The organism is Ramlibacter sp., from assembly GCF_036383835.1.
In the GTDB taxonomy this organism is placed as follows: Bacteria; Pseudomonadota; Gammaproteobacteria; order Burkholderiales; family Burkholderiaceae_C; genus Ramlibacter.
The window spans coordinates 1-25,769 of the sequence record NZ_DASVNN010000091.1; the positions used below are offsets into that span (position 1 = coordinate 1).

A 25,769-nucleotide genomic window follows, 5' to 3' on the forward strand; every position below is an offset into this window, starting at 1 on the left:
CGCCCCCACCCTGCCCTCCCCCGGAGGGGGAGGGACATTCCTTCAAATTAAACGCGTTCCAGGATCACCGCGATCCCCTGCCCCACGCCGATGCACATCGTGCACAGCGCGTAGCGGCCACCGCTCGCGTGCAGCTGGTTCACCGCCGTCGTCGCCAGCCGCGCGCCGGACGCACCCAGCGGATGTCCCAGCGCGATCGCGCCGCCGTTCGGGTTGACGCGCGCGTCGTCGTCCTTCAGCCCCAGCATGCGCAGCACCGCGAGGCCCTGCGCCGCGAAGGCTTCGTTCAGCTCGATCACGTCGATCTGCTCCAGCTTCAGGCCCGTGAGCGCCAGCACCTTCTGCGTCGCCGGCGCGGGGCCGATGCCCATCACGCGCGGCGGCACCCCGGCGGTGGCCATGCCGACGATGCGGGCGCGCGGCGTGAGGCCGTTCTTCGCGGCCGTGGCTTCGTCGGCCAGCAGCAGCGCGACGGCGCCGTCGTTGACGCCGCTGGCGTTGCCCGCGGTCACGGAGCCGTCCGGCTTCACGACGCCCTTGAGCCTGGCGAGCGCTTCCAGCGAAGTCTCGCGCGGATGTTCGTCCTTGCCGACGACGATCGCCTCGCCCTTCTTCTGCGGGATGGTCACCGGCACGATCTCGGCGTCGAAGAAGCCGCGCTTCTGCGCCGCCACCGCCTTCAGCTGCGAAGCCAGCGCCATGCGGTCCTGCGCCTCGCGCTCGATCTTGTAGTCGACCGCCACGTTCTCCGCCGTTTCCGGCATGGCGTCGACGCCGTACTGCTCCTTCATCAGCTTGTTGACGAAGCGCCAGCCGATGGTGGTGTCGTACACCGCGTTCGCGCGCGAGAAGGCCGATTCGGCCTTGGGCATCACGAAGGGCGCGCGGCTCATGCTCTCCACGCCGCCGGCGATCATCAGCGTCGCTTCACCCGACTTGATCGCACGCGCGGCGGTGCCCACGGCGTCGAGGCCGGAGCCGCACAGGCGGTTGATCGTCGCGCCGGGCACGTCGATGGGAAGGCCGGCCAGCAGCGAAGCCATGTGCGCCACGTTGCGGTTGTCCTCGCCGGCCTGGTTGGCGCAGCCATAGAGCACGTCGGTGACGGCCTGCCAGTCCACCTTGGAGTTGCGCGCCATCAGCGCTCGCAGCGGGATGGCGCCGAGGTCGTCGGTGCGCACGGAAGACAGCGCGCCGCCGTAGCGGCCGAAGGGCGTGCGGATCGCATCGCAGATGAAGGCTTGGCGGGTCATGTCTTGTCTCCGTAAGTTCAGGCCGCGATCGGCAGCTGGATCAGGGTTTCGAGTTCGGCGCGCGTGAGGCCTTCGACGGTGTCGATCAGCTTCAGCCCCTGCGGCGTGCACTCCAGCGTGCACAGCTCGGTGTAGATGCGCTTGACGCAGGCGACACCGGTGAGCGGATAGGTGCAGCGCTCGACGATCTTGCTCTCGCCCTTCTTGGTGAGCAGGTCCATCATCACCCACGTCTGCTTGGCGCCGATCGCGAGGTCCATCGCGCCGCCGACGGCGGGGATGGCGCCGGGCTCGCCGGTGCTCCAGTTGGCGAGGTCGCCCCTGGCCGAGACCTGGAAGGCGCCCAGAACGCAGATGTCGAGATGGCCGCCGCGCATCATTGCGAACGAGTCGGCGTGGTGGAAGTAGGCGCCGCCCTGCAGCAGCGTCACCGGCTGCTTGCCGGCGTTGATCAGGTCGTAGTCTTCCAGGCCTTCGGCGGGCCCGGGCCCCATGCCGAGGATGCCGTTCTCGCTTTGCAGGATCACCTCGCGGCCGGCCGGGATGTGGTTGGCCACCGCGGTGGGCTGGCCGATGCCCAGGTTGACGTAGGCGCCGTCGTGAATGTCCTGCGCGACGCGCGCGGCGAGCTGGTCTTTCGTGCGTTTCTGGTAAGCCATGCTCAGGCCGCTTTCTTGAAACCACCCGCCTGCGTCGCGACGCGCGGGATCCTGACGATCTTGCTGACGTAGATGCCGGGCGTGACGACCGCTTCGGGATCGAGCTCGCCCAGTTCCTTGATGTCGTAGACGGTGGCGACCGTGTGCTTCGCCGCCGTGGCCATCACCGGGCCGAAGTTGCGCGCCGCCTTGCGGTACATGAGATTGCCCCAGCGGTCGCCCGCTTCGGCCTTGATCAGGGCGACGTCGCCGTGGATCGGGTACTCCAGCACGTACTGCCTGCCGTCGATCTCGCGCGTCTCCTTGCCCTTGGCCAGCTCGGTGCCGGCGGCCGTGGGGCAGAAGAAGGCGCCGATGCCGGCACCGGCGGCGCGCATGCGTTCGGCGAGATTGCCCTGCGGCACGAGTTCGAGTTCCAGCTTGCCGCTGCGATAGAGCTCGTCGAAGACGTAGCTGTCCACCTGGCGCGGGAAACTGCAGATGATCTTGCGCACGCGGCCGGTCTTCAGCAGCGCGGCGAGGCCGTGGTCGGCATTGCCCGCGTTGTTGTTGACGACCGTGAGGTCCTTCGCGCCCTGCTCGATCAGGCCGGCGATCAGTTCGCCCGGGATGCCCGACGTGCCGAAGCCGCCGATGAGGACGGTGGAGCCGTCCTTGACGCCTGCCAGCGCCTCGGCGATGGAAGACGCGATCTTGTTGATCATTCGCACGATCCTTGGGAAAGGGAAGATGACTTGTTCGTATATCGAACAAGTGTTCGTATAATGAATTCTAACGTGATGACCCGCCATGCCCGTCCAAGCCCCTACTGCTGAAGTGCGTCCCGGCGATGCCTACGTGCAATCGTTCGCGCGCGGCCTGCAGGTGATCCGCTCCTTCAGCGCCGCGGCGCGGCGCCAGACGCTCACCGAAGTGGCGACGCGCACCGGCCTCACGCGCGCGGGCGCGCGCCGCATCCTGCTGACGCTGCAGACGCTCGGCTACGTGGAAAGCGACGGCAAGCTGTTCGCGCTGACGCCGCGCATCCTGGACCTCGGCTTCGCCTACCTGTCCTCGATGCCGATGTGGGAGGTGGCGGAGCCGGTGATGGAATCGCTGGTGGAGCAGGTGAAGGAGTCGTGCTCCGCCGCGGTGCTGGAAGGCGCGGACATCATGTACGTGCTGCGCGTGTCCACCCGCAAGATCATGCGCAACACGCTGGGCATCGGCTCGCGGCTGCCGGCCTATTGCACCTCGATGGGCCGCATGCTGCTGGCCGGCCTGCCCGACGGGGAAGTGCTCGCGCTGCTGCGCGCCGCGCCGCTGGAAGCGCGCACGCGGCACACGCTCGTCGAACCGGGAGCGGTGCTGGCCAAGGTGCAGCAGGCGCGCCGGCAGGGCTGGGCGCTGGTGAACCAGGAACTGGAGGAAGGCCTGGTGTCGATGGCCGCGCCGGTGGTGAACCGCGCCGGCCGCATCATCGCGTCGATCAACATCAGCGGCCAGGTGAACCGCACGACGCCGCGGGTGATGCAGGAAACGATGCTGGCGCCGCTGCGGGAGGCGGCGGCGGAGATCTCGCGGCGCCTGGGCTCGGTGTAACGCAATTCGTCATCCCCGCGCAGGCGGGGATCCAGGGCATTCAACGCCCTGGGCCCCCGCCTGCGCGAGGGTGACGGTCAGGCGAGTTCACGCAGGCGCTTCTCCTGCCGCTTCACCAGGAAGCGGATGTCCTCCACATCCTGCGCCGACAGCTTCGGCCCCGGCTTGCGCACGAAATCGGAGGCGATCACGCCGCGTTCCTGGAACAGGAACTTGCGCACCGCGAGGCCCACGCCGGCCTGCTGCTCGTACTTGGCGAGCGGCAGGTAGGCATCGAACAGGTCGTGCGCGCACTCGCGGTCGCCGCGCGCATGCGCCGCGACCACGTCGACCATCATCTCGGGATAGGCGAAGCCGGTCATCGCGCCGTCGGCGCCGCGCGTGAGCTCCTCGGGCAGGAACAGGCCGCCGCCGTTGCCGGTGAGGATGGACACGCGCTTGACCTCGCCCTTGTCGCTGGCCGCGCGGATCGTCGAGAGCTTGGCGAGCCCCGGCCAGTCCTCGTGCTTCAGCATCACGCAGGTCGGCGAGTTCTTCAGGATGCGCAGGATCACGCCGGCGGACATCTGCACGCCGGTGGACACCGGGTGGTCCTGCAGGCACCAGGGCACCTTCGCGCCCAGCGTCTCGTCGACCATCTGGAAGTAGGAGACGATCTGGTCGTCGGTGCGCAACGTGGAAGGCGGCGCCACCATCACGCCGGCGGCGCCGAGGTCCATCACGGAGTCGGTCAGTTCCTTCATCGCCGCGAAGCCGGGCGCGGAGGCACCCACCACCACCGGCACCTTGCCGTTCACGCGGGCCAGGACCTGCCTGACGAAGGTGCGCGACTCCTCGATGGTGAGCTTGGTCGCCTCGCCCATGATGCCCAGCACGGTGAGGCCGGTGACGCCCTTCTCCAGGAGGAAGTCCACCATGCGGTCGGTGCTGGCGAGGTCCAGCGCGCCGGTGGCTGTGAAGGGGGTGACGGTGATGAGGTAGACGCCCCGGGCGGAGGGGTCGAAGCGGTTCATGCGAGTGACTCGGTTGCGTTTGCGTAGGGTGGGCAAGCTCGCTTGCCCACCATTCCAGGCGCGCCGGTGGGCAAGCGGAGCTTGCCCACCCTAGGAGGATGGCGAGGCCGTCCTCAGGCCCGGGACGACAACTCTTCCCGCGGCTGCGGCCGCAGCAACTGTATCGCGATCACGCCCGCCACCAGCGCGATGCCCACGAGGTCCGCCATCCAGGTCGGATACGCCAGCGCGAAGCCCGCGAAGATCAGCAGCCAGCGCTCGATGCGCGTCGTCTTGCGGATCGCCCAGCCCTGGAAGCCGGCGGCGAGCGCGGCGATGCCGATCGCGGCGGTGATCGTCACCTCGGCGATGCTCCACCAGTTGGCGGTGGCCAGCGCCTTCGTCGACCCCATCAGCAGCAGGCCCTGCCCGCTCGGATCGAGCACGAACATGAAGGGCAGCAGGAAGGCCGGCACGGTGTACTTCCAGCACTGCAATGTCGTCTTGTAGGGATCGCCACCCGTGATCGCCGCGGCCGCGAAGGGCGACAGCGCCGTCGGCGGCGACACCTCGGACAGCACCGCGTAGTAGAAGATGAACATGTGCGCCGCGAACTCCGGCACGCCCAGCTTGATGAGGGCCGGCGCCGCGATCACCGCGCAGATGATGTACGAGGCCGTCACCGGCACCGCGAGACCCACGATCCACACCACCAGCGAGGTGAAGATCGCGGTGAGGATCAGGTTGCCGTTCGCATAGTCGATCACGATGGAGCTGAACTTGAGCCCCAGGCCGGTGAGCGTGACCACGCCGACGATGATGCCGGCGCCCGCGCAGGTGGCGGCCACGTTCAGCACGCCGATCGAGCCGCCTTCCATCGCCTTGATGAAGGGCGACGTCCAGAGGTTGCGCAGCACGTTGCCGCGGAACACGTCGCGCGGAATCAGCGTCGTGTCGCTGCGCAGGAAGCTGGTGGCGAAGGAGACCACGGTCGCCCAGAACACCGACAGCACGGGCGAGAAGCCCATGAGCATGAAGGCGACGATCGACACCAGCGACAGGAAGTGGAACCAGTAGCGGGCGGTCAGGCGCCACACCGAATCGACCTTCTCGAAGGTCGCCTCGTGCATGCCGTACTTGCGCGCGTCGATCTCCACCATCAGAAACAGCGCGAAGTAGAAGAGGACGGTGGGGATCACCGCCATCAGCAGCACGTCGAGGTAGGAGATCTTCAGGAACTCGGCGATCAGGAAGGCGGCGGCGCCCAGCACCGGCGGCGAGATGATCGCGCCCAGTCCGCCGGCCGACAGCAGGCCGCCCGCGGCGTTCTTCTCGTAGCCAACCTTCTGCAGCATCGGATACGCCACCGATCCGAGCGTCACGGTCGTCGCCACGCCGGAGCCCGAGGGGCCACCCAGCAGGAAGGACGCCAGCACCACGGTGCGGCCGGCGCCGGTGGGCTTGCCGCCCATCGCGGAGAAGGAGAAGTCCAGGTAGAACTTGCCGGCGCCGGAATACTGCAGGAAGGCGCCGAAGATGGTGAACAGGATGATCAGCGAGGAGGAGACGTCGACGGCCGTGCCGAAGACGCCTTCCAGCGTCATGTACATCACGCCGATCAGGCGGCCGACTTCGTAGCCCTTGTGCGTCCACGGTGCGGGCAGGTAGGGGCCGAACAGCGCGTAGGCGAGAAAGGCGAGGCAGATGGCCGGCATGATCCAGCCGGAGACGCGGCGCATCGCCTCCAGGATCAGCGCGACCAGCGCGATGCCGAAGAAGATGTCCCAGGGCAGCGGCGAGGTGTTGCGGTCGGTGAAGTCGTCGCCGCCCTGCACCGCATAGACGACGACGGCCACGGCGAGCAGCGCCGCTATCCAGTCCCACCACATCACGCGGTGGCGGAAGCGCGGCGCGACCGGGAAGACCAGGAAGCACAGGAACAGAACGAAGGCCACGTGCACCGGCCGCAGCGTCTGCGTCGGCACGATGGCATAGGCCGTGTACAGGTGGAAGGCCGACATCACGACGGCCCCCAGCGTGACGAACACGGCCAGCCAGCCTTTCAGCTTGTTGGCCGCGCCCTCTTCCTGCTCGATGTATTCCTCGGCCTTCTGCAGCGCAGCCGCGTCGATGTCGGCGCTGAGCTGCGCGCGTTCGGCCTGGTGGTCCTGTCCGGTCATGCTCGCCTTAGTTCAGCTTGATGCCTTTTTCGGCGAAGTACTTGACCGCGCCGGGATGCCACGGCACCGGGCTCGCGTCCTTCTTCTGGTTCTCCAGCCGGAAGTTCTCGGCCTCCTTGTGCACCGCCACGATGTCGGCCTTGTGGTCGAACATCGCCTTGACGATGTTGTAGGCCGTCTTGTCGTCCATGCTCTCGTGCGCGACCAGGATGTTCTGCACGGTGGCCTGGCGGTTGTCGCCGTCCATGCCCTTGTAGGTGGCCTTCGGAATCGCGTCCTTCACGTACAGGTTGCCGTACTTCTTGTTCATGGCGGGCACCAGTTCGTCGTGGTCGACCATCTTGATCTTGGTGCCGGGGGTGTTCGCGAGGTCGGACACCGCGGCGGTCGGCAGGCCGCCCACCCAGAAGAAGGCGTCGATCTTGCCGTCCTTCAGCGCGTTCACGGACTCGGCGACGCTCAGGCGCTCGCGCTTCATGTCCTTGTCCTTGTCCATGCCGGCCGCCTCGATCAGGCGGAAGGCCATCACCTCGGTGGCGCTGCCGGGCGAGCCGGTGGAAATGCGCTTGCCCTTGATGTCGGCGAACTTGTTGACGCCCTTGCCGTCGATGCTCACGAGGTGCATGCGGTTCGGGTACAGCACCATCAGCGTGCGCACCTGGACCTTGTTGCCCTTGAACTTGTCCTCGCCCTTGAAGGCGTCCTGCGCGGCGTCGCTCATGCTGAAGCCGACGTAGGGCTTGCCGCTGCCGACCAGCTTCAGGTTGTCGACCGAGCCGCCGGTCACTTCGGCGGTGGCCTGCATGCCGGGCACGTACTTGGACAGGACGGCCGCGAGGCCGCCGCCCATCGGGTAGTACACGCCGCCGGTGCCGCCGGTCGCGATGGAAATGTTCTGCGCGAGAGCCGCGAACGCCAGCGCGGCGGCCGACAGGCCCAGCAACAGGTTCCTGATGAACTTCATGGTTTTGTCTCCGAAGAAGAAAGCACTCAGCGCCGGGCTGGCGCGGGGCGCGACCATTCTGGCAGCGGCCGGTGTCCGGGTCTCTACTGACTTTCCAGCAGTTTTTCGTTGGCGTGCTAACCTGAATGCATGTTCAACCCTTCCCAGGAAGACGTGCGCCGTTTCTTCTGCGGCGTGCACGCCAAGGCCCGTTCCGGCCAGATGCTGGACGCGCTGGAGACGCTCGCGCACGAGTGGCTGAAGGAGCATCCCGAATACGACGCCGACATGGTCGATGCCCAGGCCGCCGTGGCCCGCGTCTACGACGGCTCGAATGGCGCGACCAATCCCTTCCTGCACCTGTCCATGCACCTGTCGATCAGCGAGCAATGCTCGATCGACCAGCCGCGCGGCATCCGGCAGGCGGTGGAACTGCTCGCGGCGCGCCGCAACTCGCTGCACGACGCGCACCACGAGGCGATGGAGTGCCTCGGCCAGATGCTGTGGGAAAGCCAGCGCGCGGGCCGGCCGCCGGACGGGCAGGCGTATGTGGAGTGCGTGCAGCGGCGCGCGACCAGTTGACGTCATCCCCGCGCAGGCGGGGATCCAGCGCTCCCAAAAACAAAAGCGGCCCTTCGGCCGCTTTTTGCGATGCCCTGCCCCCGCCTGCGCGGGGGTGACGGGGTTCAGTGGTTCCGATGGAACCGCGGCTCCGGGATGGTGCCCATCTCGCCATCGAGCGAGCCCACGTAGTTCGCCAGCGCCTTCAGTTCCGCGTTCGAGAACTGCTTGGCGATCGCGCCCATCACGCCGTTGTTGCGGCCGACGGCGGGGTTGTTCTCCGTCTTGTACGACTTGAGCGCGACGAACAGGTAGTCGGAGTACTGGCCGGCGATCTTCGGGTAGCTCGGGTCGATCGGCTTGGAGAAGTTGGCGCCGTGGCAGGAGGCGCAGGCGGCCTTTTGCAGCAGCGCGGCGACCTGCGTGCTGGGCTCGCGGCTCGGCTTGTCGCCGGCGACCTTGCGTTCGTCCTTGCCCAGGTTCTCGTAGAAGGCCGAGATGTCGGCGACGTCCTGCTCGCTCAGGGTGTCGGCGATGCCGCGCATCGTCGGGTGCTTGCGGTCACCGGTCTTGTACGCGTTGAGCGCCGCGGCGATGTACTTCGCGCTCTGGCCGGCGATCTGCGGCACGCGGTACACCTCGGGGAAGGTGCCCTTGTAGCCGATGATGTTGTGGCAACCCATGCACATCGCGACCTTCGCCTCGATGGACTTGGGGCTGGCGGGCGCCGTGGGAGCCTTCGCAGGAGCGGCCGCGGCTGCGGCGGGCGGGTTGCCCGCAGCGGGCGTCTGCGCCTGGGCCAGTCCCGTCGCGCAAGCGACAGAGAGGACGAAAAGCGTGGTCAGCAACTTGTTCATTTTGCGCGCACAATCCGACGAAGGTCAGTTTCTTTCGATCAACCGGCGATTATAGGGGGCCGTCCCGGCACCCCTTTCCACCCCCAGATCCATGAAGTTCCAAGGCTCGCAGAACTACGTCGCCACGCAGGACCTGATGCTGGCGGTCAACGCCGCCATCACGCTGAAGCGCCCCCTGCTGGTGAAGGGCGAGCCGGGCACCGGCAAGACGATGCTGGCCGAGGAGGTCGCGGAGGCCCTGCAGATGCCGCTGCTGCAGTGGCACATCAAGTCCACCACCAAGGCGCAGCAGGGCCTGTACGAATACGACGCGGTGAGCCGCCTGCGCGATTCGCAGCTGGGCGACCAGCGGGTGAAGGACATCCACAACTACATCGTCCAGGGCGTGCTGTGGCAGGCCTTCACCGCCGACCAGCCGGTGGCGCTGCTGATCGACGAGATCGACAAGGCCGACATCGAATTTCCCAACGACCTGCTGCGCGAACTGGACCGGATGGAGTTCTACGTCTACGAGACGCACGAACTGGTCAAGGCGAAGCACCGGCCGCTGGTGTTCATCACCTCGAACAACGAGAAGGAGCTGCCCGACGCCTTCCTGCGCCGCTGCTTCTTCCACTACATCAAGTTCCCCGACGCCGACACGATGAAGCAGATCGTGGACGTGCACTTCCCGGGTCTCAAGAAGGAGCTGCTGACGTCGGCGCTCAAGACCTTCTACGACGTGCGCAACCTGCCGGGCCTCAAGAAGAAGCCCAGCACCTCCGAGCTGCTGGACTGGCTGAAGCTGCTGGTCGCCGAGGACATCCCGGTGGAAGCGCTGCAAAGCAGGGACGACAAGGTCGCCGTGCCGCCGCTGGTGGGCGCGCTGCTGAAGAACGAACAGGACGTCACCCTGTTCGAGAAGCTGGTGTTCATGCAGCGGCACAACCGCTGACGGTCCTGCGTCGAGCGTTGGGCGTTGAGCGTTGAGCGAGACCATGAAGAAGCCGGAGCCCGTCACCCTGTCCGCCGCGTCGGTGCGGCTGGAGCCGATGACGGCCGATCACGTCGCGGCGCTGGGTGCGGCGGCGAAGGACGGCGAGCTCTGGAACCTGCGCGTGACGTCGGTGCCGGCTCCTGGCGAAACCGCCGACTACGTGCATGCGGCCCTGAAAGGCTACGCCGACGGCCACATGCTGCCCTTCGTGGTGGTCGACACCGCCAGCGGCCGCGTGATCGGCAGCACCCGCTACCACGACATCGTGCCCGCCGTGGAGCGGCTGGAGATCGGCTACACCTGGTACGGCAGGAGCTGGCAGCGCACCCACGTCAACACCACCTGCAAGCTGCTGCTGTTGCAGCATGCCTTCGAGACACTGGGCGCAAAGCTGGTGGGCTGGCGCACGGACAACTACAACTTCGCCTCGCAGCGCGCGATCGAGCGGCTCGGAGCGAAGAAGGACGGCATCCTGCGCCACCACGCGCTGCGGCGCGACGGCACGGTGCGCGACACCGTCATGTACAGCCTCGCGGCCGGCGAGTGGCCCGAGGTGAAAGCGCATCTCCAATATCAGCTGAACCGCCGGCGGGAGTCCTGATCGTGCTGATCGACTTCTTCTACACCCTGCGCAGCGCCAAGCTGCCCGTGTCGGTCAAGGAATACCTGACGCTGATCGAAGCGATCAAGGAAGGCGTGGTCGGCCCGGAGAGCGACGGCCAGTACAGCCTCGACGACTTCTACTACCTCGCCCGCACCGCGCTGGTGAAGGACGAGAAGCACTACGACAAGTTCGACCGCGCCTTCGCCGCCTACTTCAAGGGCGTGGAGCTGCTCGCCGACTTCACCAAGGACATCCCGCTGGAGTGGCTGCGCAAGAACCTCGAACTCGAGCTCTCGCCGGAGGAGAAGGCGAAGATCGAGAAGATGGGGTGGGACGAGCTCATGGAGACGCTCAAGAAGCGCTTCGAAGAGCAGAAGGAGCGGCACGAGGGCGGAAGCAAGATGATCGGCACCGGCGGCACCTCGCCCTTCGGCGCCTACGGCTTCAACCCGCAGGGCATCCGCATCGGCCAGGACAAGTCGCGCGGCAAGAGCGCGGTGAAGGTCTGGGACCAGCGCGCCTACAAGGACTACGACGACAGCCAGGAACTGGGCACGCGCAACATCAAGATCGCGCTGCGGCGCCTGCGCAAGTTCGCGCGCGAGGGCGCCGAGGAAGAACTGGATCTCGACGACACGATCCGCTCCACCGCCGCCAACGCCGGCTACCTCGACATCAAGATGGTGCCGGAGCGGCACAACAACGTGAAGGTGCTGCTGCTGATGGACGTGGGCGGCACCATGGACGAACACATCCACCGCGTCGAGGAGATGTTCTCCGCGGCGAAGGCGGAGTTCAAGCACCTGGAGTTCTACTACTTCCACAACTGCGTCTACGACTTCATGTGGAAGAACAACCGGCGGCGCTTCAGCGAGAAATTCCCGACCTGGGACATCATCCGCAAGTACAACAAGGACTACAAATTGATCTTCGTCGGGGACGCCACGATGAGCCCCTACGAGATCCTGCAGCCGGGCGGCAGCGTCGAATACAACAACGAGGAAGCCGGCGCCGAATGGCTGCAGCGCCTGACGAACGCCTTCCCGAAGTTCGTGTGGATCAACCCGGAGCCGCACGGCGTGTGGCAGTACCGGCAAAGCATCGCGGTGATCCAGCAGCTGGTGAACCAGCGCATGTACCCGCTCACGATCAAGGGCCTGGAAGAGGCCATGCGTCTGCTCACCAAGTAAAGCCCGGTTACGGTTGCGCTTGACACCGCTGGCTGAGCGCGGAGGATCGCGCCCCATGGCTACACCGCACACCGCCGACCTCCGGCTCGATCCGGACGACATGCGCTTCGGCGCGCCGCGCCCCGGCCGCCTGGGGCCGATCTTCCTCGGCGCGCTCGCCGGACTCGCCGCCCTCGCCGGGTATGTCTGGTGGTCCCAGCAGCCGCACGATCCCGCTTCGGCCCGAGTCACGGTTGCACCCGCACCGCCTGCGGAAAAGCCGGCAGCGGCCGTGGAGCCGCAGTACCCGGACCCCGTGGCCCCCAACCTGGCGCCGCTCACGGCGCGCGACGTGGCCGCGGCCGTCTCGGAGTTCGTCGGCCGCTCCGGCTTCGTGCAGACCGAGGAATTCGCGCACCGCTTCGCCGCGACCGTCGACAACCTCGCGCGGGCGCACGCAGCGCCGATGAAATGGCCGGTGACCACGACCCCCGGCCGCTTCACCGTGCAGGCCGCGGCGGACGGCGAAGGGCAGGTCATCGCCCCGGCGAACGCCCAGCGCTATGCGCCTTTCGTGGCCTTCGCCACCTCGCTGGACAGCGCCGCGGCGGCCGGGCTCTACGCGCGCATGTACCCGCTGCTGCAGCAGTCCTATCGGGAGCTCGGCTACCCGGGCCGGTCCTTCCACAACCGCCTGATCGCGGTGATCGACAACCTGCTCGCCGCCCCCGAACCCTCCGGGCCGGTCCACGTTCGCCTCACCGAAGTCAAGGGGCCGGTCGCGTCGACCCGCCCGTGGGTGCGCTACGAATTCGAGGACGAGCGCCTGGAACAGCTCGCGGCCGGGCAGAAGATGCTGGTGCGCATGGGCCCGGAGAACGAGCGCAGGCTGAAGACGAAGCTGCGCGAGATCAGGACCGAGCTCGTCAAGCCCCGCTGACGCGGGCGGCCCCCGCCGGGCCTGGCACCTCAGTCGATCTTGAGCTTGAGGTCGGTCACGAGCTTGCCGTACTTGCGGTAGTCGCGCTGGATCAGTTCATCGAACTCCCTGGGAGTGTGGATGAATGCCTCCATGCCGCCTGCGTTGGCGAGATGCTGCCGCGCGTTCGGCGTGCGCAGGATCTTCTGGACTTCGGTGCGCAGCCGCTCGACGACCTCGGGCGGCGTGCCGGCCGGCGCGAACAGGCCCAGCCAGATCTTCACTTCGAAGCCGGGGTAGGTTTCCGCGATGGCCGGCACGCCGGGATACTCGGGAGCCGGCTCCGGGCTGGTGACCGCAATGGCGCGCAGCCGGCCGGATTTGATCTGGCCCGCGTTGGAGCTGCCGGCGAACATGGCCGCCACTTCGCCGGCGATCGTCGCGGTCGTGGCGGCTGCGCCGCTCCTGTAGGGAACGTGGACGAGGTTCAGTCCGGCGCGCTGCTTCAGCAATTCCATGCTCAGGTGATGCTGGCTGCCGTTGCCGCCCGACGCGTAGTACAGCGGCGGATTGGCCTTCTTCGCGTACTCCACGAATTCCTTGAAGGTCTGGGCCGGCAGATGGGCATTGACCGTCAACACGAACTGGTTGGCGGCCACCGAGGTCACCGGCACCAGGTCTTTCAGGGAATCGAACGGCATCTTCGGATAGAGGTGCGGGTTCACCACGATGCTGCTGTCCGGCGCCAGCAGGAGGGTGTAGCCGTCGGGGGCCGACCTGGCGACCAGCTCTCCGGCGATGTTGCCGTTGCTGCCGGGCTTGTTGTCCACCACCACGGGCTGCTGTAGCGCCTCGGAGAGCGCCTGTCCCACGACGCGCGCCGCGACGTCGGGTGCGCCGCCCGGATTGACCGGGACGACGACCTTGATGGCCCGCGCTGGATACGCCTGCTGCGCGCTCGCGGCGACGGCGGTCCCCAGTACGACGGCCCCGACGAGATGCCTGATGCGCTTGAACTTCATCGATGTCTCCTGGTTTTTTCTTCGGACGGTCAGACCTTCACGCTGCTCTGGACCTGCACCGGGAACAGCTCCTCGAGCGCCACGCTGCGGTGGCAGACGCCCTGTTCATGGGCGAAGTCGACGAAGGCCTGCAAGGTCTTGCGATTGGGTTCCAGGCCGTAGGGCCAGAAGTCCCGTCCCATCGCTGCCTGCGCTGCCTGCGCGGCGTCGCTGATCCACGGCAGCGGGAAGTGGGAGCAGGTGATGTCCAGGGCCCGCTGCAGGCTGCGGTCCTTCGCCTCGGTGAAGGCCGTGAGCAGGTTGGTCGCCACCCACGGGTGGCGCGCCAGCACCTCCTGGCGCACCGCGATGACGTGCATGATGGGGAAGATGCCGGTCTGCTGGAACCAGGCCCGCTCCACCGCCGCCGCGTCCTGGAAAAGGCGGGTGATGCTGCCGTCCGCGAGGCCGCTCGGCGGTCTCGCGGTCAGCGCCACGTCGATCTCGCCCTTGAGCAGCAACTCGTTGAGGCTGCTGTCCGGACGCCGCGTCAGGCGAACGTTGTCCGGCACCTTCAACTGCACCTTCTCGGCGCGTCCGGGCTCGTTCACGCCCGCCTGGACCCATTCGATCGCCGACAGCGGAATGCCGACGCTGCCGGTCAGGTAGCCGCGGCTGTAGATCGAAGCGGTCTGCGCCCACTCGGGAACGCCGATGCGGCAGCCGGCGAGTTGCCCGGCCCCCCGCAGCTCGCTGCCGGCCTTCACGTAGAACGAAGACTGGCGAAAGACGCGCGACGGGAACACGGGGATCGCCGTGAGTCCGTCGCCGCCTTGCGAGACCAGCGAAACGTACTTGGCGAAGGACATCTCCGCGACGTCCCATTCGCGGAACTTGATGAAGCGGTAGAAGATCTCCTCCACCGGCAGCACGCTGGCGACCAGGTCGATCCCCTCGGCCTGCACCGCTCCGCCGAGAAGGTCGCGGACATGGTCGTAATCGTTGACGGCGATCGAGATCGTGAGCTTGCTCATGTCGTTGTCTGCTTCCTTGTATTCGTCGAAGACCCTCGGGCCGGCAGCATGAACCGCGAGAAGAAGTCGGCCAGCGCGCCGTGGTCGCCCAGCGGCAGGACGTGCGCGATGTACTGGTCGGGCCGCACCACGACGAGCGCGCCGTGGCGCCGGGCTATGCCGCGCAGGTCGAAGATGTCCGCCCCGCCCCGCAGGTCCGGCGAGAACACCTTCTCGTAGTCGCGCAGGCCATGGCGGCCCTTGCGAGGCAGCAGCAAGGCGGGCATGGACTCGATGGCCAGGTCGCGATGCGCCTGCTGGAAGACGGCGCGCAGGTCGAACACCGCATCGACGTCCCGGCCGGCGCGGGTGTACTTGCGCACGGGCGAGTCGGGCGCTTCCTCGAGGAAGCGGCACAGGGCGCGCACGCCCGAATGCGCATCCATGTGATCGCTGGCGCCGGCAAAGGCGTACAGGCGCCAGCGGCCGTCGGCCTTGCCCGCATGTCCCAGGTGCACGGGCCTGGCGTCGGTGATGCGCACCACGGGCGCGGAATGGAAGCGCGTGCCGATCACGAAGCCGGTCGCCAAGTGCTGGTGCGTCGCCTCGCCGGTGATCACCGAAGGCTTGTAGTGCGTTCCCATGCCGGCCGTGAAGCGGCCGTGGCGCTCGAAGTACTTCTGGAACTCCTTGGGGTCGACGCCCTCGGTGTCGCCGCTCGCGGCCTGCTTCGCGCGGTCGCTGAACATCTTCGCCCACTCGCGGTCGAAGTCGATGAGTTCCTGCGCCACGACCTGGCGCTCGGCGGAGTAGGTGTGCAGCAGCCGGGGCGCGCATTGGCCGCGCAGCACCGCCGCCAGCTTCCATCCCAGGTTGAAGGCGTCCTGCATGGAGAAGTTCATGCCCTGCCCCGCCTTCGGGCTGTGCGTGTGGCAGGCGTCGCCGGCGATGAACACGCGCGGCAGGCTCCCGCCCGCGCCGGCCGGCACGTCGTCGTACCTGTCGCAGATCCGCTGGCCGATCTCGTAGACCGACCACCAGGGGACTTCCTTCACCTCCAGCGTGAAAGGCTGCAGGATGCGCTGCGCGGTGGCGACCAGCTGTTCGAGCGTGATGCCGCGGTTGGCGACGCGCTCCTCCTCGCCCAGCTTGTCCATCTCGACGTACAGTCGCGCCAGGTAACCGCCCTCGCGCGGGATGACGAGCAGGTTGCCGTGCGCGGACTGCACCGCCGACTTGTAGCGGATGTCGGGAAAGTCGGTCACGGCCAGCACGTCCATCACGCCCCAGGCCTGGTTGGCGGAATCGCCCACCAGCTGGAGGCCGATGGATTTGCGCACGGCACTGCGCGCACCGTCGCAGCCGACGACATAGCGCGCCTTCACCGTCTCCTGCTGCCCTGCGTGCGCCGGGTCCGTGCGTTCCAGCCGCACGGTGACCGGGTGGTCGGCGGCCGCGCGGTCGACCGACACGTCCACCAGCCGGCGCGCATAGTGCGGCTCCAGCCGGGCGGGCGCGTTGCGCATCACGTCGAGGTAGAAGTCGTGCACCCGCGCCTGGTTCAGGACCACGTGCGGAAACTCCGACAGCCCGTCTTCCGTGTCCTGCACGCGCCCGTGGCGGACGATGCTGCCGGGCCGCCCTTCGTCGGGCTTCCAGAAGGTCACCTCGTTGATCCAGCAGGCCTCCTTCAGCACCCGCTCGCTGAACTCGAAGGCCTCGAACATCTCCATGGTGCGGCAGGCGATGCCGTCGGCCTGCCCCAGCTGCAGCGGGCCGTCCTTCTGTTCGACGATGCAGGTACGGATGTCGGGGAATGCTGCGAGCTGGGCCGCGAGCGTGAGGCCCGCGGGGCCGCAGCCGACGATCAGGACGTCGACTTCCGCAGGGATCGCGTCCGCGTGGGGGACCGCCTGGGGCGATGGCGCGGCGATGGCGGGGTCGCCGGGCCGGAATCCGTTCAGGTGAAATTGCATGGCGTCACCGGAGAGTTGGAGCTCGCTGTTCGGGCCTCAGGTCGTCGAGGACCGCCGTTGCCGCGCGGCAGCCTTCCACAGCGCCCAAGGACGTTCCACCTGTCCCTCCACGCTGTCGATCGTCGCGTCGCATTCCCCGGACGTCAGGTACTCCGGTTCGCCGAGCTGCATGGCTTGCATCTGCAGCTTCGCGTTGGTCTCGGCGTACACCGCCCGGTACACGGCGAGCTTGAGCGAGTTCGCCACCGTGGTGGAGCCGTGGCCCCGCATCAGCACGAAGTCGGCCTGGCCCAGATCCGTCGCCAGCGCCCGCCCCAGACCGTCGCTGGAGATCAGCAGGTCCGTGCCGTCGCCGGCGGCGTCGCGGATCTCGAACAAGGGACTGCCGCCGCCCAGGAAACCGCTCATGTGGCAGACCGGGCGCAGGCGCGCACCCTTCGCGATCGCGAAAGGCAGCACGGCGGGCGAGTGGCTGTGGACGACGGCCATCACGTCCGGCCGCGCCCGGTAGATGGACCCGTGGATGAATCGTTCGAGGTAGGAGCGGCGATCGCCCGCATCCAGGGGCGTGCCGTCGAGGCCGTACGTGACGATGTCCTCGGGCCGCACCTGCGACGGCGCCATGTTGCGCGCCAGCAGGAACTGGTCGGGGCGCGCAGGGTGCCTGGCGCTGACGTGCCCGAACGCATCCACCACGCCCTGGTCGGACAGGATGTGGTTGGCGGCGGCCAGGTCCTCGAGGAGGTCCCTGGATACGGGCTGGAGAGGGGAGTTCATGGGGTGGCTGGTGGCTGCTGTCAGCGGCGAGATTACGGACGAGTACCATGACCGTCAACGCGATCGTCTTCATGCCGTTCATGAACATGGCTCATGCCGCAACCCGCCCGCCAGCTTGACCTGAACCTGCTGCGCCTGTTCGCCGCCGTGCTCCAGGAAGGCAGCCTCACCGCCGCCGGCCAGCGGCTGGGCATCACCCAGTCCGCCGTGAGCCACTCGCTGAACCGCTTGCGCCGGCAACTGGCGGATCCCCTGTTCGTCCGCACGACCCGCGGCATGCAGCCGACCGCCTATGCGCGGGAGCTGTCGCAGTCCATCCTGCCGGCGCTGGCGCTCATCCAGGAAGGCGTGGACCAGCAGACGCGCTTCGACCCGGCCGCATCGAAGCGCGTGTTCCGCGTCCTCATGACCGATGTCGCGGAGATGCTGTTCTTTCCGCGCCTGATGCCGCACCTGAGCCGGCTGGCCCCCGGGATCAGCGTGCGCGCAACGCCCATGGACCGCTCCCTTTACCGGGAGGCGCTCGAATCCGGCGAAGCGGATCTGGCGATCGGCCGGCTGCCGCCGGCGCAGCGGGACTTCCACCAGCAGTTGCTGCTCGACATTCCGCTGCGATGCATGCTGCGGCGCGCCCATCCGACGGTGGGGGACCGCATCAGCATGAAGGCATTCCTCTCGCACCCGCAGATCGCCGTCTCGGAACCGGGCCAGGTGGAGGGGCTGGTCCGGCGCGCGCTGGGCCGCCGCGCCGCGCAGCGCCACATCGCGCTGGACGTCACGCACTACCTGGTGGTGCCGGCGATCCTGGCGAACAGCGACTTCATCGCGGTGATGCCCGTCTTCGGCGGACCCCAGGCGCTGCGGCAGTACGACCTGAAGGACATCCCGCTGCCCTTCAAGCTGCCGTCCATCCAGGTGGTGCAGTTCTGGCACGAACGCTCGCACCTCGACGCAGGCCATCAGTGGCTGCGGCGCACGATAGCGGACCTGTTCGGGTCTGGCGCCCCCGGCGGGAATCGAACCCACATCTAGCGCTTAGGAGGCGCTCGTTCTATCCATTGAACTACGGCGGCAGGGAGGGCGCATTGTAGGCCTGCCCGTCGGCGCAGGCTCAGAACGGGCCCATCTCCAGCGCGCGTACGGCCACGAAGGTGCAGACGCCCGCGAGGAAGAGCAGCCAGGCGCCCGGACGCGCATCCAGCCTGGGAAAGAGCAGCTGGGCCGTGAGGCGGCGCGAGCGCTCGCAGTCGCGGCCTTCGCCGGATGCGGCCAGCCGCGCGGCGCGAAGGCCGAGTTGCGGTTGGGTGACGTAATCGCTTTCCATGGTCGAGCTGGAGTATGCCATCCAGAGTAGACAGGCCGCAACCACGGATGTGTAGGGCTCGCACTCCAAAAGGCGTGCGGCCGCGGACGGGCGGTTGTCAGTCCGCCGGTCAGCCGTTTCTTCCTATTTGGCGTACGCCAGGTAGTGCGCCAGGTCGGCCAGCTCGTCGTCCTTGAACCCATACAGCGAGGCCGCCATGATGGTGTCGCGCCCCGGGCCGGGATGGTCGCGGAACTGTTTCATCGACTGCAGCAGGAAGGCCTCGTGCTGGCCGGCCAGCCGCGGGATCTGCGCCCGGCCGGAGAAATCCGGCAGGTGGCAGCTGCCGCACAGGCCCCTGGCAGCCAGCGCCTGGCCGCGCTGGAACTGCGCCGGGCTGGGCGCCCCCTGCGCCGCCGCCACCGGCTTCTGCTCCGAGAACCAGGCCGCCATCCGCACGATGTCGGCGTCCTTCACGCCGTCGAGCAGGCCCTTCATGGCCGGCACGTCGCGCAGGCCCTCGCGGATGAGCACCAGCTGGTTCTCGATGAACAGCTTCGGCTGGCCCGCCAGCGAGGGGATCGTGGAGATCTGCGAGTTGCCCTGGGGCCCGTGGCAGGCCATGCAGGCCTGCAGCTGGGGCGTCGGCGGGGCGGTCTGCGGGTGGGCCAGGCCCGCGGCGAGAACAAGGACCAGGCCCGCGGCGGCCCGCCAGGGCCGCCGCACTGCGTCAACGGGCATAGGAGATGCGGTAGATGGCGCCCATCTGTTCGTCGGACAGCAGCAGCGAGCCGTCGGGCATCTGCAGCATGTAGACCGGGCGGCCCCAGAAGGCGTCGCGGGCGGTGTCGAGGAAGCCGGTCACGAAGGGCTCGATGCGCGCGTTGCCGCCGTTGGCGTCGGTGCGCACCACCACCACGTCGTAGCCGAACTTCTGGGTTCGGTTCCACGAGCCCTTGCGCGCCACGAACAGCGCGTTGCGGTACTCGGCCGGGAACATGCTGCCGGTGTAGAAGTGCACGCCCATCGCGGCGGCATGCGGGCCCATGGTGGTGACGGGCAGCGTCACGCCGTCGCAGGGACGCTCGCGGCGGATGTCGCGGTCGGCGATGCCGCCGGCATGGCAGAACGGGAAGCCGAAGTTCTGGCCGGCGCGCGTCATGCGGTTGAGTTCGTCCTCCGGCATGTTGTCGCCCATCCAGTCGCGGCCATGGTCGGTGAACCACATCTCGCGCGTGACCGGGTGCCAGGCGAAGCCCTGCGTGTTGCGCACGCCGCGGGCGATCACCTCCATGCCGCTGCCGTCGGCGTTGTAGCGGCGGATCTGCGCGTAGGGATCGCCGGGCACGCAGATGTTGCAGGGCGCGCCGAAGGGCACGTACAGCTTGCCGTCCGGTCCGAAGGCGATGTACTTCCAGTTGTGGTGCTGCTCGGGCGGCAGCTTGAACTGCGCCGTCAGATCCACCGGCTGCGCGTTCGGGTTGCGGTCGATGCCGTCGTAGCGCAGCGCCTTGTCGATCGCCATGACGTACAGCGCGCCGTTGTGGTACGTGACGGCCGGCTGGTTCAGCTTGTCGACCAGGACGCGGCTGGTGCGCTGGCCGCCGCTGTCGGTGATCTCGTAGACGCGGCCGATGCCGCGGGTGCCGGCGTAGACCTTGCCGCTCTCGGTGCGCGACATCGCGCGCACGCCGGGCAGGCCGGCGGCCCACAGCTCGATCTTGAAGCCGGGCGGCACCTTGAGGCTGCTCACCGGGATCTCGGCCACGGGCACCGCGGTGAGCCGGCCGGCATGCGGCGCCAGGGTGGAGGAGGCGAGGTCCTGCGGCCGGCCCTGCTGCCAGGACGGCACGTTGGCCGGCACCGGCGCGGCGACCGCGGAGACGACGGGTTGCGAAGGGGTCTGCGCGCAACCGGCAAGCACGAAAGCCAGCGACACGCATGCAAGGCGGAACTTCATCGGCTTCTCCTCTTGGTGGATGGGCGTGCATCCTAAGCACGCCCCTCCGCCCCACCGCGAGGGTTTCCCCGGGCCGCCGATCAGCGGATGAAAGCGGCGATCGCGTCCAGGAATTGCTGCGGCGCCTGCAGCTGAGGCACGTGCGCGCAGCCCCCGAGCAGCACGAAGCGCGCATCGGGCAGCAGCGACGCGAGTTCCCGCGCCATGCGCGGCGGCGTCGCCTCGTCCTGCTCGCCCACCAGCACCAGCGCGGGCACCTTGACGCCGGCGGCCTGCTCGCGCAGGTCCAGCGAGGCGAGCGCCGCGCAGGCGGCATGGAAAGTCTCCGGATGCACGGCCACGAAGCGGGCGCGGCGCTGCTCGATCAGCTCCGCGTTCTCCGCCTGGAAGGCCGGCGCGAACAGGCGGCGCATGGCGACGTCGGAGATCGCGGCCAGTCCCTTGGCCGTGGCTGCCGCCGACATGTTGCGGAAGGCCTGCCGGCCCGGCTCGTCGAAGCCGACGCCGCAATCGGCCAGCACCAGCCGCTCGGCGAGTTGCGGATGGCGGATTGCCGTGAGCAGCGCGACGAAGCCGCCGTAACCGTTGCCCAGCACGATAGGCTTGGTTTCCAGCTTCAGGTTGCGGATCGCGTCGGCGGTGCGGTCGGCGACCGCCTCCAGGCCGCCCGCGACCGGATGCGAACCGCCGAAGCCGGGCAGGTCGAGCTGGACGACGCGGTGCGTCCGCGCCAGCAGCGCCGCCAGCGGATCGAAGCTGCTCGCGTCGGCCAGCAGCGAATGCAGCAGCACGATGGGCCGGCCCTGCCCCTGCGCGCGTCCGGTGACCTGCTCCTCCCCCACGCGGATCTTCAGTTCCTCGCCTGTCGTGTCTTGCTTCTGAGGCATGTCGGACCTTTCTTTGGTGCGGATTCGGTTCAGCGCGTATGGCGCAGCAGCCACGCGAGCAGCAGGCGGTTGAAGCGCTCCGGCTGCTCCATCAGGAAGAAGTGGCTCGCGCCCTCGAACATCTCGGTCGTCGCGTTCGGCAGGCCGGCCGACAGCATGCGCGTGGCGGTGGGCGAGCAGATCGGGTCGGCCGTGCCCGCCATCACCAGCGCCGGCTGCGCGATGCGCGGCAGGTCGGCGACGGTGTCGTGCTGCTGGCAGGCTTCGTTCTGGCGGCTGTAGCAGGCGGGCAGGCGCGTCTCGCCGCCCAGCAGCCGCTCGATCGCCGCGACCTTGTCCGGCTGCTCGTTGAAGAAGGACGAGGAGACGAAGTTCTGCACCGAGTGACGCGCATGGTCCGCCCAGCTGCCGCGCCATTCCAGCGCCTCGCGCATGTTCAGCAGCACGCGGCTTCCCAACGGATCGAGCCTGGCGAAGGAGGCGCACAGCACCAGCGTATCGACGCGCTGCGGCGCGAGCAGTGCCATGTGCTGCGCGACGGCGCCGCCCATGGAGCGGCCCACCACCTGGGCGCGTGCGATGCCCAGGCGGTCCATCAGCCCCAGCGTGTCGCGTGCCAGGTCCTGCGTGCTCACGGGCTCGTCCACCTGCGTGCTGCGGCCGGCGCCGCGGTTGTCGAAGGCGACCACGCGGAAGTGCGGCTTCAGCAATTGCACCTGGGCATCCCATGCGCCCAGGTCGCCGGCCAGCCCGTGGATCAGGACCACCGCCGGGCCGCTGCCCTCGTCGACGTAGCGCAGCGTGTAGCGGCCGATGCGTGCTTCCATGTCGGGTTCCTTCAGGCGATGCCCAGGTGGCGCTGCAGCTCGGGCTGCCGCGTGTCGAACTCTTCGCGCGTGCCGTCGAAGACGACACGGCCGGTGTTGAGCAGCACGACGTCGTCGGCCAACTGCAGCGCGAGGCCGAGGTTCTGCTCCACCAGCAGGATGGAAATGTCGTCCTTGAGTTTGTCCAGCACGCGCCCCAGCTCGTGGACGATCTGCGGCGCCAATCCCTCCGAGGGTTCGTCGAGCAGCAACAGCACGGGGCTGGTCATCAGCGCCCGGCCGATCGCGAGCATCTGCTGCTCGCCGCCCGAGAGGCTGCCGGCGAGCTGCTTCTCGCGCTCCTTCAGCCGCGGGAAGATCGCCTGCACGTCGTCGCGGCTCCAGCGCTTGCCGCCGCCGGCGCCGCGGCGCGCGGCGACGTCGAGGTTCTCGCGCACGGTGAGCGTCGGGAAGATGCGGCGTCCCTGCGGCACGAAGCCCACGCCGCGGCGGCAGATCGCTTCCGGCGCGCTGCCCTGCACTTCCGCGCCGCCCAGGCGGATGCGGCCCGAGCGCGGCGGCAGCAGGCCGGCGATCGCCTGCATGCAGGTGCTCTTGCCGGCGCCGTTGCGCCCCAGCAGGGCCAGCAGGCGGCCGGGACGCACCTGCAGGCTGACGTCGTGCAGCACGTGGCTGTCGCCGTAGAAGGCGTTCACCCGGTCGAGCGCGAGCAGTTCAGTGGCCAAGGTAGATTTCCCGCGTGCGGGGATCGTCGACCACCTGCTGGCGCGTGCCGGCGGTGATCACCTCCCCGTAGTGCAGCAGCGTGATGCGGTCGGCGAAGGCCAGCGCCACGTCCATGTCGTGCTCGATCATCACCACCGTGATCTCGCGCGACACCGATTCCAGCAGCGCATGCACGGTGGCGCGCTCCTCGGCCGAGAGTCCCGCGAAGGGCTCGTCGAGCAGCAGCAGCACCGGCTGCTGCGCCAGCGCCATCGCGATTTCGAGCCGGCGCTTCTCGCCGTAGGAGGTCTGCTCCAGCGGCAGGTGCGCCTTCGCCGCCAGTCCCACGGCTTCCAGCTGGCGCAGCGCCTGCTCGCGCACTTGCTGCTCGCGCGCGAGCCGTCCCCAGGGCCGCCAGCGCAGGCGGGACTTGCCGAGGATGGCCAGCATGACGTTGTGCAGCAGCGTGTCGCGGCCGAACAGCGTGAGGATCTGGAAGGTGCGGGCGATGCCCTGCTGCGCCCGCACGGCGGTCGGCGCCGCGGTGACGTCGCGGCCGGCGAGCCGGATCGTTCCGGCATCGGCGCCGAGGTCGCCGGCGATCAGGTTGAACAGGGTCGTCTTGCCGGCGCCGTTGGGTCCGATGATCAGGTGGCGCTCGCCGCGCTCCACCTTCAGGTTGACGCCGCGCGTGACCTTCAGGCCACCGAAGGTCTTGGTGAGGCCGTCGACTTCCAGCACGGCGCTCACGGGGCTTCCTTCAGCGTCATGGGGTCGACCACCACCACTTGCGCCGCAGGTTGCCGCGCGAAACGCGGTCGGTACCGCGCCGCCAGCCGCTGCAGCCCCGGCACGATGCCGCCCGGCACGAACACCACGATCAGCACGAACACGAAACCGAGCAGCATGATCCAGCGGTCGATCCAGGCGCTGGCCACGTTCTTCAGCAGCACCACCATCGCGGCGCCGACGATGGGTCCCGCGACCGTGCCGGGCCCGCCGGCAATCACCATCAGCAGCATCTCCGCCGAACTCGCCAGCGACAGGCTGTGCGGGCTGATGAACTGCTGGTAGTAGACGTACATGAGGCCGGCGACGCCGCCGAGGAAGCCGCTGGCGGTGAATGTGACCCAGCGGATCGCCCACACGTCGTAGCCGAGCGTGGCCATGCGCCGCGGCTGGTCGCGCGTGCCGCGCATGCCGGCGCCGAAGGGCGAGTGCACCAGCGTGACGACCACCGCCAGCACGATCGCGAACACCAGCAGCGTGAACCAGTAGAAGTGGTTCGCGCCATCCAGCGAGAAACCGAAGGGCGCGGGCCGCGTCAGCCCCGACAGGCCGTTGTCGCCGCCGGTCACGCCGGCCCAGCGATAGGCCAGACCCCACAGCACCTGGCCCATCGCCAGCGTGATCATCAGGAAGCTGAGGCCCGAGGCGCGCAGCGCGACGAGTCCGAACAGCCCCGCCAGCAGGCCGCTCGCGCCCAGCGCCGCGAGCGCCGCGAGGCCGTGCGAGATCTTCAGGTTCAGCATCAGCCAGCCGCTCGCATAGGCGGCGATGCCAAGAAAGCCGGCGTGCCCGAGCGACGTCAGCCCGGCGTATCCCACCAGCAGGTTGAGGCTCAAGGCGAACATCGCGGCGATCAGCACCTGGCTCGCGAGGTTCACGTAATAGTCGCCCCCGAGCCAGAGCGGGCCGGCGGCGAGCGCCACGGCCAGCAGCGTCCATGCGAGCGAGCGCAGGTTGGCGTCCTTCACGCCGAGATCCTCCCGAACAGGCCGCGCGGCCGCAGCGCGAGGATCACCACCATGGGCAGGAACAGGATGATGTAGGCCAGGTCGGGCAACAGCACCTGGCCGAAGGTGTAGATGAAGCCGACGACGAAGCTGCCGACGAAAGCGCCGAACAAACTGCCCAGGCCGCCGAGGATCACGACCACCAGCGCGAGCGGCAGCGTGTCGGCCTCCATGCCGGGATAGACCGAGAGGATGGGCGCGGCCACCACGCCGCCGATGCCGGCCAGCGCGGTGCCCAGCGAGAACACCAGCACGAACAGCCAGGGCGCGGGGATGCCGATGGCGCGTGCCATCTGCATGTCGTCGACGCTGGCGCGGATCATGATGCCCACGCGCGTCTTCTCCAGCAGCAGCCACAGCGCGATGGCCACGGCGATCGCGAACAGCAGCACGGCGAGGCGGTACAGCGGGAAACCCACGCCGAACACGCGCACCGCGCCCGAGAGCAGCGCCGGCGCCGACACCGGCCGCGGGTCGCCGCCCCAGAACCACAGGCAGAAGTCCGCGATCACGAAGGCGATGCCCAGGGTGGCGAGCACCTGGCCGAGCGGATTGCCGGCGAGTCGGCGCAGCACGAGGCGCTCTACCAGCGCGCCGAGCAGGCCGACCGCGAGGCCGGCTCCCAGCATCGCCACCAGGAAGGGCGCGCCGCGCTGCAGCAGGCTCAGGCCGACGTAGGCGCCCAGCATGAAGTAGGCGCCGTGCGAAAGGTTCGCGATGCGCATCAGCCCGAAGATCAGCGAGAAGCCCGCCGCCAGGATGAACAGCACGCCGCCCAGCGCGAGGCTGTTGAGGCTCTGGATCAACCACAGGTTCATGCGGACTCCCGC

Annotated in this window: 27 protein-coding genes and 1 tRNA gene; 7 read left to right on the forward strand and 21 right to left on the reverse strand. The window is 68.4% G+C overall.

The window, feature by feature from the left end:
• Positions 1–47 precede the first annotated feature (47 nt).
• The 3 genes from pcaF to VF522_RS14790 are packed head-to-tail and all read right to left on the reverse strand — an operon-like array spanning position 48 to position 2,616.
• On the reverse strand, positions 48–1,253 hold the full coding sequence (gene pcaF, locus VF522_RS14780) for a 3-oxoadipyl-CoA thiolase (RefSeq protein ID WP_330909048.1): 1,206 nt from the start codon (positions 1,251–1,253) through the stop codon (positions 48–50).
• Positions 1,254–1,270: 17 nt separating this feature from the next.
• Positions 1,271–1,912: a 3-oxoacid CoA-transferase subunit B gene (locus VF522_RS14785; RefSeq protein ID WP_330909049.1), complete on the reverse strand. Its 642-nt coding sequence runs from the start codon at positions 1,910–1,912 to the stop codon at positions 1,271–1,273.
• A gap of 2 nt (positions 1,913–1,914) precedes the next feature.
• Positions 1,915–2,616, reverse strand: a complete 702-nt coding sequence (locus tag VF522_RS14790; RefSeq protein WP_330909050.1) for a 3-oxoacid CoA-transferase subunit A — start codon at positions 2,614–2,616, stop codon at positions 1,915–1,917.
• Positions 2,617–2,701: 85 nt separating this feature from the next.
• On the opposite strand from VF522_RS14790, the gene VF522_RS14795 reads away from it, so the two are divergent.
• Entirely contained in the window at positions 2,702–3,493 is a 792-nt protein-coding gene (locus VF522_RS14795; RefSeq protein WP_330909051.1) for an IclR family transcriptional regulator domain-containing protein, read from the forward strand.
• 77 nt (positions 3,494–3,570) lie between these two features.
• On the opposite strand, the gene VF522_RS14800 is transcribed toward VF522_RS14795, so the two are convergent.
• The 3 genes from VF522_RS14800 to VF522_RS14810 form a co-directional block, all read right to left on the reverse strand.
• Entirely contained in the window at positions 3,571–4,506 is a 936-nt protein-coding gene (locus VF522_RS14800; protein WP_330909052.1) for a dihydrodipicolinate synthase family protein, read from the reverse strand.
• Positions 4,507–4,619: 113 nt separating this feature from the next.
• On the reverse strand, positions 4,620–6,665 hold the full coding sequence (locus VF522_RS14805) for a TRAP transporter fused permease subunit (RefSeq protein WP_330909053.1): 2,046 nt from the start codon (positions 6,663–6,665) through the stop codon (positions 4,620–4,622).
• 7 nt (positions 6,666–6,672) lie between these two features.
• Entirely contained in the window at positions 6,673–7,629 is a 957-nt protein-coding gene (locus tag VF522_RS14810; RefSeq protein ID WP_330909054.1) for a TAXI family TRAP transporter solute-binding subunit, read from the reverse strand.
• A 129-nt stretch (positions 7,630–7,758) separates the two neighbouring features.
• On the opposite strand from VF522_RS14810, the gene VF522_RS14815 reads away from it, so the two are divergent.
• Complete coding sequence (locus VF522_RS14815; RefSeq protein ID WP_330909055.1) at positions 7,759–8,190, forward strand: DUF1841 family protein; 432 nt, start codon at positions 7,759–7,761, stop codon at positions 8,188–8,190.
• A 104-nt stretch (positions 8,191–8,294) separates the two neighbouring features.
• On the opposite strand, the gene VF522_RS14820 is transcribed toward VF522_RS14815, so the two are convergent.
• Complete coding sequence (locus VF522_RS14820) at positions 8,295–9,026, reverse strand: c-type cytochrome (RefSeq protein WP_330909056.1); 732 nt, start codon at positions 9,024–9,026, stop codon at positions 8,295–8,297.
• Positions 9,027–9,117: 91 nt separating this feature from the next.
• Here VF522_RS14820 and VF522_RS14825 point away from each other — a divergent pair, with 91 nt between their 5' ends.
• The 4 genes from VF522_RS14825 to VF522_RS14840 are packed head-to-tail and all read left to right on the forward strand — an operon-like array spanning position 9,118 to position 12,715.
• Positions 9,118–9,960 carry a MoxR family ATPase gene (locus VF522_RS14825; RefSeq protein WP_330909057.1) on the forward strand — a complete coding sequence of 281 codons (843 nt, stop codon included), beginning with the start codon at positions 9,118–9,120 and terminating at the stop codon, positions 9,958–9,960.
• Positions 9,961–10,003: 43 nt separating this feature from the next.
• Positions 10,004–10,603: a GNAT family protein gene (locus VF522_RS14830; RefSeq protein ID WP_330909058.1), complete on the forward strand. Its 600-nt coding sequence runs from the start codon at positions 10,004–10,006 to the stop codon at positions 10,601–10,603.
• A gap of 2 nt (positions 10,604–10,605) precedes the next feature.
• Complete coding sequence (locus VF522_RS14835; RefSeq protein ID WP_330909059.1) at positions 10,606–11,796, forward strand: VWA domain-containing protein; 1,191 nt, start codon at positions 10,606–10,608, stop codon at positions 11,794–11,796.
• 55 nt (positions 11,797–11,851) lie between these two features.
• Positions 11,852–12,715 carry a DUF3014 domain-containing protein gene (locus tag VF522_RS14840; protein ID WP_330909060.1) on the forward strand — a complete coding sequence of 288 codons (864 nt, stop codon included), beginning with the start codon at positions 11,852–11,854 and terminating at the stop codon, positions 12,713–12,715.
• 29 nt (positions 12,716–12,744) lie between these two features.
• On the opposite strand, the gene VF522_RS14845 is transcribed toward VF522_RS14840, so the two are convergent.
• Genes VF522_RS14845 through VF522_RS14860 form a run of 4 tightly spaced genes read right to left on the reverse strand, consistent with a single transcriptional unit; the run spans position 12,745 to position 17,461 of the window.
• Positions 12,745–13,716: a tripartite tricarboxylate transporter substrate binding protein gene (locus tag VF522_RS14845; RefSeq protein ID WP_330909061.1), complete on the reverse strand. Its 972-nt coding sequence runs from the start codon at positions 13,714–13,716 to the stop codon at positions 12,745–12,747.
• Between the two features lie 29 nt (positions 13,717–13,745).
• Entirely contained in the window at positions 13,746–14,729 is a 984-nt protein-coding gene (locus VF522_RS14850) for a 4,5-dihydroxyphthalate decarboxylase (protein WP_330909062.1), read from the reverse strand.
• On the reverse strand, positions 14,726–16,684 hold the full coding sequence (locus tag VF522_RS14855) for an FAD-binding monooxygenase (RefSeq protein ID WP_330909063.1): 1,959 nt from the start codon (positions 16,682–16,684) through the stop codon (positions 14,726–14,728). The genes VF522_RS14850 and VF522_RS14855 overlap by 4 nt, the downstream gene beginning before the upstream one ends.
• A gap of 36 nt (positions 16,685–16,720) precedes the next feature.
• A complete protein-coding gene (locus VF522_RS14860) occupies positions 16,721–17,461 on the reverse strand; it encodes a class II aldolase/adducin family protein (RefSeq protein ID WP_330909064.1) in 741 nt (246 codons plus the stop codon).
• A 93-nt stretch (positions 17,462–17,554) separates the two neighbouring features.
• On the opposite strand from VF522_RS14860, the gene VF522_RS14865 reads away from it, so the two are divergent.
• Positions 17,555–18,493 (forward strand): LysR family transcriptional regulator, encoded by a 939-nt coding sequence (locus tag VF522_RS14865; RefSeq protein ID WP_330909065.1) that lies wholly within the window; start codon positions 17,555–17,557, stop codon positions 18,491–18,493.
• On the opposite strand, the gene VF522_RS14870 is transcribed toward VF522_RS14865, so the two are convergent.
• The 10 genes from VF522_RS14870 to VF522_RS14915 form a co-directional block, all read right to left on the reverse strand.
• Positions 18,460–18,534 (reverse strand) — tRNA-Arg (locus tag VF522_RS14870). The two genes, VF522_RS14865 and VF522_RS14870, sit on opposite strands and share 34 nt — an antisense overlap.
• 38 nt (positions 18,535–18,572) lie before the next feature.
• A complete protein-coding gene (locus VF522_RS14875) occupies positions 18,573–18,806 on the reverse strand; it encodes a hypothetical protein (RefSeq protein ID WP_330909066.1) in 234 nt (77 codons plus the stop codon).
• A 102-nt stretch (positions 18,807–18,908) separates the two neighbouring features.
• A complete protein-coding gene (locus VF522_RS14880; protein ID WP_330909067.1) occupies positions 18,909–19,505 on the reverse strand; it encodes a c-type cytochrome in 597 nt (198 codons plus the stop codon).
• Positions 19,495–20,724 carry a PQQ-dependent sugar dehydrogenase gene (locus tag VF522_RS14885; RefSeq protein WP_330909068.1) on the reverse strand — a complete coding sequence of 410 codons (1,230 nt, stop codon included), beginning with the start codon at positions 20,722–20,724 and terminating at the stop codon, positions 19,495–19,497. The genes VF522_RS14880 and VF522_RS14885 overlap by 11 nt, the downstream gene beginning before the upstream one ends.
• A gap of 80 nt (positions 20,725–20,804) precedes the next feature.
• Positions 20,805–21,611, reverse strand: coding sequence for an alpha/beta fold hydrolase (locus VF522_RS14890; RefSeq protein ID WP_330909069.1), 807 nt, complete (start codon positions 21,609–21,611; stop codon positions 20,805–20,807).
• A gap of 29 nt (positions 21,612–21,640) precedes the next feature.
• The gene (locus tag VF522_RS14895) at positions 21,641–22,438 is read right to left on the reverse strand and encodes an alpha/beta hydrolase (protein ID WP_330909070.1); all 798 of its coding nucleotides are present in this window, start codon (positions 22,436–22,438) and stop codon (positions 21,641–21,643) included.
• 11 nt (positions 22,439–22,449) lie between these two features.
• Entirely contained in the window at positions 22,450–23,163 is a 714-nt protein-coding gene (locus VF522_RS14900) for an ABC transporter ATP-binding protein (protein ID WP_330909071.1), read from the reverse strand.
• Positions 23,153–23,893, reverse strand: coding sequence for an ABC transporter ATP-binding protein (locus VF522_RS14905; protein ID WP_330909072.1), 741 nt, complete (start codon positions 23,891–23,893; stop codon positions 23,153–23,155). Before VF522_RS14905 ends, VF522_RS14900 begins: the two co-directional genes overlap by 11 nt.
• Positions 23,890–24,900 (reverse strand): branched-chain amino acid ABC transporter permease, encoded by a 1,011-nt coding sequence (locus tag VF522_RS14910; RefSeq protein ID WP_330909073.1) that lies wholly within the window; start codon positions 24,898–24,900, stop codon positions 23,890–23,892. The genes VF522_RS14905 and VF522_RS14910 overlap by 4 nt, the downstream gene beginning before the upstream one ends.
• Positions 24,897–25,757 carry a branched-chain amino acid ABC transporter permease gene (locus VF522_RS14915; RefSeq protein ID WP_330909074.1) on the reverse strand — a complete coding sequence of 287 codons (861 nt, stop codon included), beginning with the start codon at positions 25,755–25,757 and terminating at the stop codon, positions 24,897–24,899. Before VF522_RS14915 ends, VF522_RS14910 begins: the two co-directional genes overlap by 4 nt.
• Between the last annotated feature and the right edge of the window lie 12 nt (positions 25,758–25,769).

Coding starts and splice junctions, on each gene's coding strand:
- VF522_RS14865 (WP_330909065.1), top strand. CDS start 17,555: ATGCCGCAACCCGCCCGCCAGCTTGACCTGAACCTGCTGCGCCTGTTC.
- VF522_RS14790 (WP_330909050.1), bottom strand. CDS start 2,616: ATGATCAACAAGATCGCGTCTTCCATCGCCGAGGCGCTGGCAGGCGTC.
- VF522_RS14895 (WP_330909070.1), bottom strand. CDS start 22,438: ATGGAAGCACGCATCGGCCGCTACACGCTGCGCTACGTCGACGAGGGC.
- VF522_RS14815 (WP_330909055.1), top strand. CDS start 7,759: ATGTTCAACCCTTCCCAGGAAGACGTGCGCCGTTTCTTCTGCGGCGTG.
- VF522_RS14795 (WP_330909051.1), top strand. CDS start 2,702: ATGCCCGTCCAAGCCCCTACTGCTGAAGTGCGTCCCGGCGATGCCTAC.
- VF522_RS14805 (WP_330909053.1), bottom strand. CDS start 6,665: ATGACCGGACAGGACCACCAGGCCGAACGCGCGCAGCTCAGCGCCGAC.
- VF522_RS14855 (WP_330909063.1), bottom strand. CDS start 16,684: ATGCAATTTCACCTGAACGGATTCCGGCCCGGCGACCCCGCCATCGCC.
- VF522_RS14875 (WP_330909066.1), bottom strand. CDS start 18,806: ATGGCATACTCCAGCTCGACCATGGAAAGCGATTACGTCACCCAACCG.
- VF522_RS14800 (WP_330909052.1), bottom strand. CDS start 4,506: ATGAACCGCTTCGACCCCTCCGCCCGGGGCGTCTACCTCATCACCGTC.
- VF522_RS14830 (WP_330909058.1), top strand. CDS start 10,004: ATGAAGAAGCCGGAGCCCGTCACCCTGTCCGCCGCGTCGGTGCGGCTG.
- VF522_RS14810 (WP_330909054.1), bottom strand. CDS start 7,629: ATGAAGTTCATCAGGAACCTGTTGCTGGGCCTGTCGGCCGCCGCGCTG.
- VF522_RS14785 (WP_330909049.1), bottom strand. CDS start 1,912: ATGGCTTACCAGAAACGCACGAAAGACCAGCTCGCCGCGCGCGTCGCG.
- VF522_RS14840 (WP_330909060.1), top strand. CDS start 11,852: ATGGCTACACCGCACACCGCCGACCTCCGGCTCGATCCGGACGACATG.
- VF522_RS14845 (WP_330909061.1), bottom strand. CDS start 13,716: ATGAAGTTCAAGCGCATCAGGCATCTCGTCGGGGCCGTCGTACTGGGG.
- pcaF (WP_330909048.1), bottom strand. CDS start 1,253: ATGACCCGCCAAGCCTTCATCTGCGATGCGATCCGCACGCCCTTCGGC.
- VF522_RS14820 (WP_330909056.1), bottom strand. CDS start 9,026: ATGAACAAGTTGCTGACCACGCTTTTCGTCCTCTCTGTCGCTTGCGCG.
- VF522_RS14860 (WP_330909064.1), bottom strand. CDS start 17,461: ATGAACTCCCCTCTCCAGCCCGTATCCAGGGACCTCCTCGAGGACCTG.
- VF522_RS14880 (WP_330909067.1), bottom strand. CDS start 19,505: ATGCCCGTTGACGCAGTGCGGCGGCCCTGGCGGGCCGCCGCGGGCCTG.
- VF522_RS14825 (WP_330909057.1), top strand. CDS start 9,118: ATGAAGTTCCAAGGCTCGCAGAACTACGTCGCCACGCAGGACCTGATG.
- VF522_RS14885 (WP_330909068.1), bottom strand. CDS start 20,724: ATGAAGTTCCGCCTTGCATGCGTGTCGCTGGCTTTCGTGCTTGCCGGT.
- VF522_RS14850 (WP_330909062.1), bottom strand. CDS start 14,729: ATGAGCAAGCTCACGATCTCGATCGCCGTCAACGATTACGACCATGTC.
- VF522_RS14890 (WP_330909069.1), bottom strand. CDS start 21,611: ATGCCTCAGAAGCAAGACACGACAGGCGAGGAACTGAAGATCCGCGTG.
- VF522_RS14915 (WP_330909074.1), bottom strand. CDS start 25,757: ATGAACCTGTGGTTGATCCAGAGCCTCAACAGCCTCGCGCTGGGCGGC.